The organism is Bifidobacterium santillanense, assembly GCF_018555385.1.
Lineage (GTDB): Bacteria > Actinomycetota > Actinomycetes > Actinomycetales > Bifidobacteriaceae > Bifidobacterium > Bifidobacterium santillanense.
On sequence record NZ_JAFEJS010000005.1, the window covers coordinates 147,890 to 161,959 of the forward strand.

Genomic DNA, 14,070 nt, shown 5'->3' on the forward strand with positions numbered 1-14,070 from the left:
TCACTCCTTGTGGCTGCGGTCCGTGGGGGCCGCGTGGTCCGTGTGGTGCATCGAGGGCGTGTGCGCGTGATGGTGCAGCTCGGCCACCTCGGCGGCCGTGTGCATGTCCATCGGCTGGCCCTCCGGCTCGTCGAGCGAGGGGGTGACGAACATGTCGCCCTGCGGCGTGGTCACGACCTGCACGTTCGTGCCGTACAGGTGGGTGAGCAGCTTCGAGTCGAGGACCTTGCGCATGTCCGCGTAGTGCGGGTGGCCGTCCAGCAGATACACCGCGCCCGTGAGGATCGGCAGCAGCATGTTGAGGTCGTGCGCCACGACCTGGATGGTCATGCCGAGTTCCTGGTTGAGGCGGGCGAGCAGATGCGCCACCGAGCGTTGGGAGGCGAGGTCGAGATTGGCCAGCGGCTCGTCGAGCATGAGGAGCTTGGGATCGGAGACGATGGCCTGGGCGATGGCGACGCGCTGGCGCAGACCGCCGGAGAGCTCGGACAGGCGGTACCTCGCCTTGTCGGCGATGCCGACGAAGGACATGGCCTGCGTCGCGCGTTCCCGCTGCGCCCTGGTGATCGGATGGATGCCGAAGCGCGTGCCGGTCAGTCCCAGCAGCACCGACTGCTCGGCCGTGAGGTTTGAATCGATGTCCGACGTGTAGCTCTGCGGCACGTAGCCGATGAGCCGGTTCGCCTCGCCGGCCGGGCGTCCGAGCACCGTGACCGAGCCCGAGGCGAGCGGCAGTAGTCCCAGCTCCGCCTTCATCATCGTGGTCTTGCCCGTGCCGTTCGTGCCGACGATCGCGGTGACCGACCCGGCGGGGATGGCGAAGTTGCCGTGCTGCCAGATCACCTTCTCCCCGCGTCTGACCGCGGCGTCGCGGAACACGATGGCGTCGCGCCCGTCCTGCGGGTCCTGCGTCTGTGCGCCCATGCCGATTCCTTCCCGTACGGGTGAGGGGGATCGCGTCACGGCTCGTGCGCGGCCCCGTGCCTGTTACCGGAGGGGATTATCGCAAATGATGTTGACAACCGTTCTCAATATCGATTGCGCGTGACCGCGCGGACGGTCACTTGCCCGGATCCTGCTGGCCCGCGTTGGAGCCGTCGTTGGCGCCGGTGCAGTCGCCCGTGCCGTCGCCGTTCGAGCAGCCGGTCGTCGCGTCGCCCGAGTCCGCCGACTGGTCCGACTGGTCGGCCGACGCGTCGTCGCCCGTCGCATCGGCGTCGGGGGCGTCCGGATCGGTCTGCCCGTCATTGGAGTCGTCGTCGTAGTCCGGATCGACGGCCTCGAAGATCTGCTCGGCCAGCGCCTCGATCCAGTCGTCGAGGGAGTCGTACTTCGACGGCATCTGCTCGCTGACGTCCACGACCGGCACGTCGGAGCGTCCGGCGGCACCGGTGAGCATGTTCGTCGCGTCCGTGGCCTCCTGCGTGTTGTTGACCAGCACGTCCAGCTTCCTGCCCTCGATGAGCTTCTGGAAGGTCTGCAGATCGGCCGGCGCGATCTCGCCGCCGTTGGCCACCGCCTGCGCGTAGCCCTTCGGCGTCACGTCCTCGAGCGACATGTCGCTCATCAGGTAGTAGGCCACCGCCTCGGTCGCCCCATAGGTCGCGTCCGGATGGGCCTTGGCGAACTTCGTCATCGCCGCGTCGAGCTCGTCCTCGTTGGCCTGCCACTCCTTGAGGCGCTTGGCGAAGGCCTTCCTCTTCTTGGGGCGGGCCTTCGAGAACGCGTCGGCCAGCTCCTTGGCCATGCCGCTGCGCGCGTCCTTCGAGAACCACAGGTGCGGGTTGTCGCCGTCCATCGCGCCGACGATCTGCGCGGCCGAGACGAGCGTGGAGTCGGCGGAGCGCGACTTCGTGGCCCACGTGTCGTACCCGGCGCCGTTCGCCACGACGATCTCCGCCTTGGAGAGCGTGGCGAGGTCCGAGGTCTTCGGCTCGAAGTCGTGCGCGTCCACGCCGGTGGAGCTCAGGATCGAGGTGACCTTCACGTCCGACCCGCCGATCTCCTCGGCGAGCGAACCCCACTGGTTGACCGACGAGACCACCGTGATCACGCCGGTCTTGGTCTGGACCTTCGTCTGGGAGTCCTGCTGATCGTCCGTGTCGTTCGTGACGCCGCACGCGCCCGCCGCCAGCAGCAGCGCCGACGCGAGCAGCGCGGCGAGGCCGCCCCTCAAAGCCCTGGTGCGATGATCCGTGGTCATGATGCCGCCCTTTCTCCGACGCGCGCGGCCGGGCGCGGACGTCCTTCGTCCACCGCCCGCCTCGACGAAACCGATTCGATACTTAATCGTAATAGCATCCGACTCCATATTCGGCAGGCCCTGCCGAAGAATCCGAACCAACCCGACAAGAGGTGAATGAGAACATGGCCACGAAACTCGACGGCAAGGCGGTCTCCGCGAAGATCAAGGGCGAGCTCAGGGAGCGTGTGGAGCGGCTCAGGGCCGCCGGCATCGAGCCCGGACTGGGCACACTGCTGGTGGGATCGGACCCCGGCTCGGTCAAGTACGTGGCCGGCAAGCACGCCGACTGCGCCGAGGTCGGCATCCGCTCGATCAAGCACGAGCTGCCCGCCGACGCGAGCTTCGAGGACATCGCCGCCGTCGTGCGCGAGATGAACGAGGACCCGGCCTGCACCGGCTACATCGTCCAGCTGCCGCTGCCCAAGGGCATCGACGAGAACGCGATCATCGACCTGATCGACCCGGCCAAGGACGCCGACGGCATGCACCCGTACAACTTGGGCGAGCTCGTCCTGCACGTGCGCGAGGACGTCACGACCCCGCTGCCGTGCACCCCGCGCGGCTGCATCGAGCTGCTCGGGGCCTACGACATCGACCTCGACGGCAAGGAGGTGTGCGTGCTCGGCCGCGGCATCACCATCGGCCGCACCGTCGGCCTGATGCTCACCCGCCGCGCCGTCAACGCCACCGTAACGCTGTGCCACACCGGCACGCGCGACGTCGTCGACCACATGCGCCGCGCCGACGTGATCATCGCCGCGATGGGCTCCGCCGGCTTCGTCAAGCCCGACATGATCAAGGACGGCGCGATCCTGCTCGACGTCGGCGTCTCGCGCGTCTTCGACGAGGAGGCCGGCCGCTGGCGCGTCAGGGGCGACATCGACAAGGCCTGCCACGAGAAGGCCTCCGCCTACTCGCCGAACCCCGGCGGCGTCGGCCCGATGACCCGCGCCATGCTCCTGGCCAACGTCGTCGAGATGGCCGAACGCCAGCTCCACTGACGTTCGGGTTCGGTTCCTCTTTTTGCGCCTGCGGCCGCGGGGAGTCGGGATATTCGTTTCGCGACACACTCAAGGCCGTTCGGCCAAGCCTACGGTCGCGAAACGAATATCCCGACTCCCCGCTCACTTGGTCTCTGACGTCACGTGACGTACGTACGCAAATGAGCGGGGGTCGTCGATGCGCATGTCGAGACCGTGAAGACTTGGCCAGAGCGGCCCGGAGCGTGTCTCGACATGCGCATCGACGACCCCCGCGGCCACCCCGCAATCCCCGACGTCCTCCCGCAACGCCGAGGGCGGAACCGGACGCGCGACACGCCGGATATTTTGGGCATGGGGGGCGGTACAGTGGCTATTTGTATGCCTGAAGGGGCACGCGCGCATAACTGAATACCGAGTAATTATCCATCCATCTATTAGAAACCATATATTTACATGGCAGAGAACAACACTGAGGTCACCAAGGTCGCCATCAACGACATCGGCACCGAAGAGGACTTCATCAAGGCAGTCGATTCCACCATCAAGAACTTCGATGATGGTGATCTGGTCGAGGGTACCGTCGTCAAGATCGATCACGACGAGGTCCTCCTGGATATCGGCTACAAGACCGAGGGCGTCATCCCCTCCCGCGAGCTTTCCATCAAGAAGGACGTCGATCCCGACGAGGTCGTCAAGGTCGGCGACACCGTCGAGGCCCTTGTCGTCACCAAGGAAGACAAGGAAGGCCGTCTGATCCTGTCCAAGAAGCGCGCCCAGTACGAGCGCGCCTGGGGCGACATCGAGAAGATCAAGGAAGCCGACGGCGTTGTCGAGGGCACCGTCATCGAAGCCGTCAAGGGCGGCCTCATCGTCGACATCGGTCTGCGTGGCTTCCTGCCGGCCTCCCTGGTCGAGATGCGTCGCGTGCGCGACCTGTCCCCGTACATCGGCCAGAAGATCCAGGCCAAGATCCTGGAGCTCGACAAGAACCGCAACAACGTGGTCCTGTCCCGTCGCCAGTACCTCGAGGAGACCCAGTCCGAGGTTCGCGAGACCTTCCTGTCCCAGCTCAAGAAGGGCCAGATCCGCGAGGGTGTCGTGTCCTCCATCGTCAACTTCGGCGCCTTCGTCGATCTCGGCGGTGTCGACGGCCTCATCCACGTCTCCGAGCTGTCCTGGAAGCACATCGACCACCCGTCCGAGGTCGTCAAGGTCGGTGACAAGGTCACCGTCGAGGTCCTCGACGTCGATCTGGACCGCGAGCGCATCTCCCTGTCGCTCAAGGCCACCCAGGAGGATCCGTGGCAGCGCTTCGCCCGCACCCACGTCCCCGGCCAGATCGTCAAGGGCAAGGTCACCAAGATCGTCCAGTTCGGCGTGTTCATCTCCGTCGAGGACGGCATCGAGGGTCTGGTGCACATCTCCGAGCTCGCCAACCGTCACGTCGAGAACCCGGAGACCGTCGTCAAGCCGGGCGAGATCGTCTTCGTCAAGGTGATCGACGTCGATCTCGATCGTCGCCGCATCTCCCTGTCCCTCAAGCAGGCCAACGACTCCGTCGACCCGAACTCCGAGGACTTCGATCCGGCCATCTACGGCATGCCGGCCGAGTACGACGAGCAGGGCAACTACAAGTACCCGGAGGGCTTCGACCCGAACACCAACGAGTGGATCGCCGGCTACGAGAAGCAGCGCGAGGAGTGGGAGTCCCAGTACGCGGCCGCCCACCAGCTGTGGGAGGAGCACAAGGAGTTCGTGGCCAAGGAGCTCGAGCACGCGGAGGAGTCCGCTGCCGCCGACGGCCAGGGCCCGAAGGAAGAGAAGGTCGAAGAGGTGTCCAACTACTCCTCCGAGTCCACCTCCAACGGCACTCTCGCCGACTCCGATCAGCTCGCCGCCCTGCGCGACCAGCTGCTTGGCAAGTGAGTTCCCTTGGATCGGCGACTAGCTTTGTCTCTTCGTTGATCTGAAACAGATGAGCCCGACCTTGCGGTCGGGCTCATCTGTTTCCGTCGCGCGCATCGAACGGTTCATCCGGTGGATACGTCGTTCGGATCAGTTGTTCCGTGGGTTCCTATGGGAACGAATCAGCTCAATGAGGAGACACCCGGCTACGGAGCCGACGAGATTGCAGATGATGTCGACGACGTCGAAAATGCCGAGATGCAGCAGAGGCTGAAGGATCTCGCACGCGAGAATCAGGCCGAGGCAGCACAGGGAGCTCGTTGTGGTATTTGCCGTATAGAACCGCAGGAAACATCCCAGTGGAATGAACAACAGAATGTTGAACAAGACCGCGGAGCAGTCGTTGCCGATCTGATCCCATATACTCAATGGATTGAAGTTGTATCCGCTGATTCCTGGACTTTTGAACATCACGATGACGATGAGGATCAGACAATAGTATGCAAAAAGTCCGTGGATATACGGCTTAAGGATATGTTTGCTCAAGAGCTGATATGTGAACAGTGCCACCAGTAGTGCGTTGAGTGTCAGAAATGAGATGATGACGAGAGGATATTGCAATAGAAACTCATATCGTCCGAGGAGTATGGTCAAGGTTGCCCATACGGAAGTGACATCGACGATAAGGAATCGAAGAATCAGAAAGGTCGCAATCCCCGCGATACCGGAAATGATAATGTTCTTGACTGTATTGCTCATTGATGTTCTTTGTGAGAATTCCCGCTGGGAGGTTGGTGGTTTAGATGCACATCAGCCTCCCAGCTGATGTATTGAATTTATTTGAGTACCGTTCCATACACATGGAAAGTGTATCCATGTGTATAGGTAGATTCAAAGTACAGCTTGTATGTTCCTGATATTGGTGCCTTTACGCTAAATACGCCTCCATTGTCGTTTTGAAAAGTTTTGGATCCGACCGATTTATATCCCCATCCAGTATTCCTCATCACGGATACAGTCATTCCATAGTTTGCTGGATAGTCTCTTTTCTGGTGATGATTGACGGTAATTGTTTGCCCTGCATTGACGGATGTTGATCCTATGGAGTATTTGAATTGAATTCTTGTTCCATTATATGTGAACGCTGTTCCGTATGCCTGAGCGATTGAAGTAATGCATAGAATGGTGATTATGCTGAATAATATTGCGAATGCTGTTCCAGTGCTTTTTTGTTTAAGATTAATCATGTGTGAAATATTTCCTTCGTATAGTGGGTTGGTGTTTGTGACGCTGTTGCAACGTCGGATTCATTGTAATAAACTTATGCATACAAGATATATTGGGTGTAGGCTAAAGGACGACGTTATGAGTTTTCGTGGAAAACGGGTTTTGCATCGTGATGCCGTGCGTGAAAAAAGGATCGCAATTGTCGATAACGATATCCTGTCTTTGCGTTGTCTTACGTCGGTCGTCGGTAGGATAGACGGCGTATCTGTCTATTGGATGGAGCGAAGTGGTCAAGCTGCCTTTGATCACTTTAGGCGTAATATGTCTTCCATCGATGCGGTTCCCGATATCCTGCTTGTTGATATGTCGATGCGGGGCATGTCGGGTATCGATTTGTGCGAGGCTGTCCGTTATGAGAATGGCGAGGTGATTCTTCTGGGTATCACTTCGTATGATCCCGCCTCCTATAAAGAGGAGGGGATCAGGGCCGGCATGCAGGGGATCGTGGCAAAGGAATGCATTGCGGAAATGAGTGACTATGTAAGGCTGTTGAGTTCGAAGTTCGTTTTGGATGATGTTTTTGAGAGTCCGGTGGATGCCCATCGTCGTATGGTGCATGGAGGAAAGCCGTTCATACTGCTGTTGTCCGAACGCGAGAGGGAGATCATGGAAATGAGTGTGCGTGGATATTCAGCAGAACAGGTGGCCGGGGCATTGAACATTTCGGAGTCCGCGGTCAAGACCTATGTTGCTCGCATCGTCTCGAAGTTCGGCGTTGCCAACAAGAGAGAGGCGATTGCCTTGTGGGCTCGGAAGGTTGGGATATGAGCTCGGCGTATCCGCATGTCAGGTCATCCGTATTGAGATATGCATCCAAATACGGGGCACAGATTTGGTTGATTATCGGTATCGCTGTTTCGGTATGCTGTGTTGCGTCTTCTCCGCCGGCGGAGATATGGCAATGGGGAGTACTGTCCGTTCACCTTGCATTGATGTCCGTAATGATGATCAATCCTTTGGTGTTCAGACTTGCCGAGATTGTCCTGTACTGTATCTTAATTCCTGTTGTATATTTTGATGCCAATTATGTGTTGTATTTTGGCGTTTGGCTTTCCGTTGGCCTAATAGCATATACCTATGCTTTCAAGTTCTCGTTTTGGGTATTGGTATCGGCTTGTCTGGCTTTTCTTTGTAATGAGATTTCGTATGATTGGAATGTCTCCGATCCGAATGCATTGGCTGCTGTAGCCATGATTTCAATTAACTGTATTGTATACTGTATCGGAATGTCATTCAGGTTGTATGATGATAGCAAAGAGGTTCTTGAAGAAAGATATCGTCAAAAGCTTAAGGATAATGAGTTGGACAATAGGGAGAGGTCTCTTCTGCTGTCGAGGCGATTGCATGATTCTGTATCATCCGATTTGTCTTCCGCATTGCTTTTGCTTGCTGATCGCGATCATGATAGAGAATTGAAGGACTATCGTGATGTGTTGCTGCAGATTGAAGAGCTCTGTGGCCAGGCCTTGGAAAATGTGCGTACCGTGATTGCGTCTACCGGTGGGTATCGTGATTTGGGTGTCTCTGTGGATGATAACTACTCTTTCGAGAAATCCATCGGAGAAATGATTGGTAGTCGATCAAGTGATTTGGCTTCAAAAGGTTTCCATGGTGATGTGGATTTCAATTTCAATGTGGTGCGTGAATGTTCCTCCGAGGTCATGGGTGAATGCCTGTCATTGCTGGATGAAATTTTTACCAACATTGAACGTTACGGCGATAGCACAGAGAGCTATGATTTAATTGTCGATGTTGATGAGTGTTTCACTGTTGTTCAGAACAATTGTGTGCGCAGGTCATCAAACGGTGTTTCCTTGGGTCTTGGCATGGGGCTGCGGCTGCATGCTGAGTGTATTGGAATGCTGAATGGTGAACTTAGGTATGCGCGTGAGGATGGGGCTTGGATGTTGTATGCAAGGATTCCCCTTACTTCTTGTGGCCGCAGAGCCATTCCAGGGGAGGCGGACATGGTTTGAAGTTCGCGGTCTGCGGAGTGGCGACTGATGCTATCGGAGTATTGCCTATGGTGCTGGGGCTGAGGGCCAATGCAATGGCGCATATCGTGCTCATGATTTTCATGTTGTTACCTCCTCGTGTGCAGAATGTAGGCGTTCCGGGGCTTACGCACAAGGTGATGTAGGCTAAAGGTCTACGATGGCTGGACGTGATGGGAGATTCGGAGTGATACGAATCGGACTGACGGGCGGGATCGCCGCGGGGAAGAGCACGGTGGCGGCGCGGCTCGCCGAACTGGGGGCGTTGCACATCGACTACGACGCGCTGGCGCGTCGGGTCGTCGAGCCCGGGGGAGCGGCGTTGCCGGCGATCGCGCGCGAGTTCGGTCCAGACTCGCTCAACCCCGACGGCACGATGAACCGAGCGTGGATCGCGGACCACGTCTTCGGACGCGATGCGGCGCCGGGCGCGCGTGAACGGCTCGACGCCATCGAGCATCCGCTGATCTACGCCGAGGCTGCGCGGCTCGAATGCGGACATCCGGACGCGGCCGTCGTCGTGCACGACGTACCGCTGCTCGCCGAGGTGATCGGCTCGATCCCGTTCCGCTTCGACTGCATCGTCACCGTCGAGGCGCCGGTCGAAACGCGCATCGCGCGCATGATCGCCACGCGCGGCATGACGCGCGGGCAGGCCGAGGCGCGCATCCGCCACCAGTCGACGTGCGCCGAACGCGAGGCGATCGCCGACATCGTCATCGACTCCACCCGGCCTGTCGAACGTATGTTCGACGAGGTTGATAGGCTGTATGCGGATTGGACCGGTCGGAAGGGGCAGTGATGGGATTCAACATCGAACGCACGGACAGACCGTTCGTCGTCAAGTCGCCGTACAAGCCGTCCGGCGACCAGCCGCAGGCCATCGAGGAGCTCGCGGAGCGCATCGAGAACGGCGAGAACGACGTCGTGCTCATGGGCGCGACCGGCACCGGCAAGACCGCCACCACCGCGTGGCTCATCGAACGCCTCCAGCGCCCCACGCTCATCATCGAGCCGAACAAGACGCTCGCCGCGCAGCTGTGCGCGGAGTTCCGCGAGCTCATGTCGGACAACGCCGTGAGCTACTTCGTCTCCTACTACGACTACTACCAGCCCGAGGCGTACATTCCTCAGACGGACACCTATATAGAGAAGGACTCCAACATCAACGACGACGTGGAGCGTCTGCGCCACGCCGCCACCGCGAACCTGCTCACGAGGCGCGACTGCGTGGTCGTCGCCACCGTCTCGTGCATCTACGGCCTCGGCACGCCCGAGGAGTACGCCGGGCGCATGCTGCTCCTGAAGGAGGGCATGCAGATCGACCGCGACCAGCTGCTGCGCAAATTCGTCGCGATGCAGTACAAGCGCAACGACATCGCGTTCACGCGCGGCACGTTCCGCGTGCGCGGCGACACCGTCGAGATCATCCCCGTGTACGAGGAGCTCGCCGTGCGCATCGAGTTCTTCGGCGACGAGATCGACCGCATCTCCACGCTCCACCCGCTGACCGGCGACGTCATCGCGCACGAAAGCCAGGTCCACATCTTCCCGGCCTCGCACTACGTGGCCGGCCCCGAGCGCATGGAGCGGGCCCTGAAGACCATCCGCGAGGAGCTCGACCAGCGCGTCGCGGAACTGAAGAAGCAGGGCAAGGACCTCGAGGCGCAGAGACTCACGATGCGCACGACCTACGACCTCGAGATGCTCACGCAGGTGGGCGTGTGCTCCGGCATCGAGAACTACTCGCGGCACTTCGACGGCCGCGCGCCCGGCACGCCGCCGCACACGCTGCTCGACTTCTTCCCCGACGACTTCCTGCTCGTCATCGACGAGTCGCACGTGACGGTCCCTCAGATCGGCGCGATGTACGAGGGCGACGCCTCGCGCAAGCGCACGCTCGTCGAGCACGGCTTCCGCCTGCCCTCCGCGATGGACAACCGTCCGCTCAAGTGGCCCGAGTTCCTCGAACGCGTCGGCCAGACCGTGTACCTGTCCGCGACGCCCGGCGACTACGAGCTGGGCCTGTCCGACGGCGTGGTCGAGCAGATCATCCGCCCGACGGGCCTGCTGGACCCGAAGGTCGAGGTGCGCCCGACCGAGGGGCAGATCGACGACCTGCTCGCCGAGATCAAGGACCGCGTCGCCAAGGGGGAGCGGGCCCTGGTCACCACGCTCACCAAGAAGATGGCCGAGGACCTGACCGGATACCTGCTCGAACGCGGCATCAAGGTCGAATACCTGCACTCCGACGTGGACACGCTGCGCCGCGTCGAGCTGCTGCGCATGCTGCGCGAGGGCAAGATCGACGTGATCGTCGGCATCAACCTGCTGCGCGAGGGCCTCGACCTGCCCGAGGTGTCGCTCGTCGCGATCCTCGACGCCGATAAGGAGGGCTTCCTGCGCTCCTACCGTTCGCTCATCCAGACGATCGGCCGCGCCGCCCGCAACGTGTCCGGCACCGTCATCATGTACGCCGACGAGACCACCGACGCGATGCGCAAGGCCATCGACGAGACCGAGCGTCGCCGCGAGAAGCAGATCGCCTACAACAAGGCGCACCACATCGACCCCAAGCCCCTCATCAAGAAGATCAGCGACGTCAACGACATGCTCGCCAAGGAGGACGTCGACACGCAGACCCTGCTCGAGGGCGGCTACCGCAACGCCGGCAAGGCCGGCAACGCGCACCTCGGCGTGCCGGTCTACGACCCGACCGAGGCGGACAAGCGTCACGAGGAGATCCTCAAGGCGGGCCTGCCCGCGCAGGACCTCGCCGACCTCATCAGGCAACTGAGCGAGCAGATGCACACCGCCGCCGAGCAGCTCCAGTTCGAGCTCGCCGCCCGCCTACGCGACGAGATCCGCGACCTGAAGAAGGAACTGCGGCAGATGACCCAGGCGAACAAATAGGGGACGGGAGTGACTGGGCAGGCACCGGTCATGCTGATGGGTTAGGGTAGGGAATCATGGCCGAAACCCCTCTTGCATTTGAAATCGCCACGTTCGTGGTGCTTGCCCTGTTCTTCATCGTCGACCTGTTCGTCATCGGTCGTCGACCGCACGTGCCCTCCACCAAGGAGTGCGTGCAGCACATCGCCTTCTTCGTGGTGATGGCGTTGATCTTCGGCGGCTGCATCTGGTACTTCGCCGGCTCCAAGCCCGCCATCGAGTTCTACTCCGGATGGCTCACCGAGTACTCGCTGTCCATCGACAACCTGTTCGTGTTCGTCATCATCATGTCGAACTTCGCCGTGCCCAAGCAGATCCAGAAGTACGTGCTGTCCGTCGGCATCACGATCGCGCTGATCTTCCGCGGCTGCTTCATCCTCATCGGCGCCGCGCTCATCAGCCGGTTCACGTGGGTGTTCTTCCTCTTCGGCGCGTTCCTCATCTACACAGCCGTCAAGCTCGTGATCGGCGGCGACGAGGACGAGGAGTACAAGGAGAACGGCATCATCCGCGCCCTGCGCAAGGTGATCCGCATCTCCAACGAATACGACGGTGAGAAGCTCAGGACCACGAGGAACGGCGTGCGCTACTGGACGCCGATGCTCATCGTGTTCCTCACCATCGGCACCACCGACGTGATGTTCGCGTTCGACTCGATCCCCGCGATCTTCGGACTGACCAAGGACCCGTTCCTCGTGTTCACGTCCAACGTGTTCGCGCTGCTGGGTCTGCAGCAGCTGTACTTCCTGCTCGGCGCCCTGCTCGACAAGCTCGTCTACCTGCCCGTCGGTCTGTCGATCGTGCTCGGCTTCATCGGCGTCAAGCTCGTCATGGAGGCGCTGCACGGCAACACCCTGCCGTTCATCAATGGCGGCGAGGGCGTCCACTGGGTGCCCGAGGTGCCGACCTGGCTGTCGCTGGCGGTCATCGTCGTCGCGATCGGCGGTGCGGCGCTCGCCTCCGTCGTCAAGATGAAGCAGCTGGAGGCCGCCAAGTCGGCCGAGTGAGCCGACGTCATGTGAACGGTATGAGAACGCTCACGGAACCTTCCGTACACCGGAGGGGCCGTGAGCGTTCTCATTATTGGCGCCATTGGATTGTGAGCGCTAACAACACACCGGTGAAAAAACTGGAACGAACGGTTCGAAGCTAGTACACTGTGTCATGGAAAACGGAGCCATTCCGGTTCCGTCCGTTGCAATAGTTAGGAATAGGCAACATGCGCAAAGCCAAGATCGTCGACACCATCGGCCCCGCCTCCGAGTCCCTCGAAGGCATCACCAGCCTCGTCGAGGCCGGCATGGACGTGGCCCGTCTGAACCGTTCCCACGGCACCCCGGAGGACCACCTCCGCGTGTACAACAACGTTCGCGAGGCCTCCAAGGCCGCCGGCCGCAACGTGGCCGTGCTGGTCGACCTTCAGGGCCCGAAGATCCGCTGCGGTTGGTTCAAGAAGAACGCCGAGGGCGAGGACAAGGTCATCCTGAAGGAGGGCCAGGAGTTCGTCATCACCACCGACGACATCGAGGGCGACGAGCACATCACCTCCACCACCTTCAAGGGTCTGCCGGGCGACTGCCACCCGGGCGACCCGATCCTCATCGACGACGGCAAGGTCCGTCTCGAGGTCACCAAGGTCGAGGGCAACAACGTCCACACCAAGGTCGTCGTCGCCGGCCCCGTGTCCTCCCACAAGGGCATCAACCTGCCGGGCGTCGCCGTCTCCCTGCCGGCCCTGACCGAGAAGGACGAGGAGGACCTGCGCTGGGCCATCCGCACCGGCGCCGACATCATCGCCATGTCCTTCGTGCGTTTCGCCACCGACATCGACCGCGCCCACGAGATCATGGACGAGGAAGGCCGCCGCATTCCGATCGTCGCCAAGATCGAGAAGCCGCAGGCCCTCGAGAACCTCGAGGACATCGTCAAGACCTTCGACGGCATCATGGCCGCCCGTGGTGACATGGCCGTCGAGTGCCCGCTCGAGGAGGTCCCGCTGGCCACCAAGCGCATCATCGAGCTGTCCCGCCAGTACGCCAAGCCGGTCATCGTGGCCACCGAGGTCCTGGGCTCCATGGTCCACTCCCCGGTCCCGTCCCGCGCCGAGGCCTCCGACTGCGCCAACGCCGTCCTCGACGGCGCCGACGCCACCATGACCTCCAACGAGACCGCCGTCGGCGAGTACCCGGCCGTCACCGTCGCCACCATGTCCCGCATCTCCGGCTTCGCCACCGAGCACGGCTTCGACCGCATCCCGGACCTGAAGAACCTCGACATGTCCTCCACCGGCGCCGTCTCCTCCGCCGCCGTCGATCTGGCCGACAAGCTCAACGCCAAGGCCATCGTCGCCTACACCCAGACCGGCAACACCGTGCACCGCGTCTCCCGCGAGCGTCCGGCCGCCCCGATCTACGGCATCACCAGCAACGAGCACACCTACCACTGGCTGGCTCTGTCCTGGGGCACCGAGGCGTTCCTGCTCAACGAGGACTACCACGACAAGTCCCGCAAGGACCTGATGATCTTCACCGACAAGATCCTGCGCGACGCCGGCAAGGTCGTCAACGGCGACAAGATCGTCATCCTGAGCTCCGCCCAGGGCGAGCACCAGCCGGGCAGCACCGACTCCATCTACGTCCACACCGTGGGCGCCTGCGACTGATTCGTTCGTCGCGATGAGCCGGTCCCGCCGAGCGCGGACTGA

12 protein-coding genes are annotated in these 14,070 nt (G+C 61.2%); 8 read left to right on the forward strand and 4 right to left on the reverse strand.

The genetic code is table 11. The features are described from left to right. Together JS528_RS06340 and JS528_RS06345 are read right to left on the reverse strand one after the other, a co-directional pair. Entirely contained in the window at positions 1–924 is a 924-nt protein-coding gene (locus JS528_RS06340) for an ABC transporter ATP-binding protein (RefSeq protein WP_214358242.1), read from the reverse strand. 136 nt (positions 925–1,060) lie between these two features. After that, on the reverse strand, positions 1,061–2,203 hold the full coding sequence (locus JS528_RS06345; RefSeq protein WP_214358243.1) for a metal ABC transporter solute-binding protein, Zn/Mn family: 1,143 nt from the start codon (positions 2,201–2,203) through the stop codon (positions 1,061–1,063). Positions 2,204–2,367: 164 nt separating this feature from the next. Between JS528_RS06345 and JS528_RS06350 the strand changes: the two genes are divergently transcribed. Together JS528_RS06350 and rpsA are read left to right on the forward strand one after the other, a co-directional pair. Then, complete coding sequence (locus JS528_RS06350; RefSeq protein WP_214358244.1) at positions 2,368–3,246, forward strand: bifunctional methylenetetrahydrofolate dehydrogenase/methenyltetrahydrofolate cyclohydrolase; 879 nt, start codon at positions 2,368–2,370, stop codon at positions 3,244–3,246. Positions 3,247–3,681: 435 nt separating this feature from the next. Beyond that, positions 3,682–5,154, forward strand: coding sequence for a 30S ribosomal protein S1 (gene rpsA, locus JS528_RS06355; protein ID WP_214358245.1), 1,473 nt, complete (start codon positions 3,682–3,684; stop codon positions 5,152–5,154). Between the two features lie 129 nt (positions 5,155–5,283). Here rpsA and JS528_RS11890 read toward each other — a convergent pair whose 3' ends face one another. Together JS528_RS11890 and JS528_RS06365 are read right to left on the reverse strand one after the other, a co-directional pair. Continuing rightward, positions 5,284–5,892 carry a VanZ family protein gene (locus JS528_RS11890; protein WP_214358246.1) on the reverse strand — a complete coding sequence of 203 codons (609 nt, stop codon included), beginning with the start codon at positions 5,890–5,892 and terminating at the stop codon, positions 5,284–5,286. A gap of 77 nt (positions 5,893–5,969) precedes the next feature. Continuing rightward, complete coding sequence (locus tag JS528_RS06365) at positions 5,970–6,380, reverse strand: hypothetical protein (RefSeq protein ID WP_214358247.1); 411 nt, start codon at positions 6,378–6,380, stop codon at positions 5,970–5,972. A 118-nt stretch (positions 6,381–6,498) separates the two neighbouring features. Between JS528_RS06365 and JS528_RS06370 the strand changes: the two genes are divergently transcribed. The 6 genes from JS528_RS06370 (at position 6,499) to pyk (ending at position 14,028) form a co-directional block, all read left to right on the forward strand. Beyond that, positions 6,499–7,188 (forward strand): response regulator transcription factor, encoded by a 690-nt coding sequence (locus JS528_RS06370; protein WP_214358248.1) that lies wholly within the window; start codon positions 6,499–6,501, stop codon positions 7,186–7,188. Continuing rightward, positions 7,185–8,396 carry a sensor histidine kinase gene (locus tag JS528_RS06375; protein WP_214358249.1) on the forward strand — a complete coding sequence of 404 codons (1,212 nt, stop codon included), beginning with the start codon at positions 7,185–7,187 and terminating at the stop codon, positions 8,394–8,396. The genes JS528_RS06370 and JS528_RS06375 overlap by 4 nt, the downstream gene beginning before the upstream one ends. A gap of 178 nt (positions 8,397–8,574) precedes the next feature. After that, positions 8,575–9,216 (forward strand): dephospho-CoA kinase, encoded by a 642-nt coding sequence (coaE, locus tag JS528_RS06380; RefSeq protein WP_214358250.1) that lies wholly within the window; start codon positions 8,575–8,577, stop codon positions 9,214–9,216. Beyond that, positions 9,216–11,327, forward strand: coding sequence for an excinuclease ABC subunit UvrB (gene uvrB, locus JS528_RS06385; protein ID WP_214358251.1), 2,112 nt, complete (start codon positions 9,216–9,218; stop codon positions 11,325–11,327). Before coaE ends, uvrB begins: the two co-directional genes overlap by 1 nt. 56 nt (positions 11,328–11,383) lie before the next feature. Beyond that, complete coding sequence (locus JS528_RS06390) at positions 11,384–12,373, forward strand: TerC family protein (protein ID WP_214358252.1); 990 nt, start codon at positions 11,384–11,386, stop codon at positions 12,371–12,373. A gap of 212 nt (positions 12,374–12,585) precedes the next feature. Then, positions 12,586–14,028 (forward strand): pyruvate kinase, encoded by a 1,443-nt coding sequence (gene pyk / locus JS528_RS06395; protein WP_214358253.1) that lies wholly within the window; start codon positions 12,586–12,588, stop codon positions 14,026–14,028. Positions 14,029–14,070 lie beyond the last annotated feature (42 nt).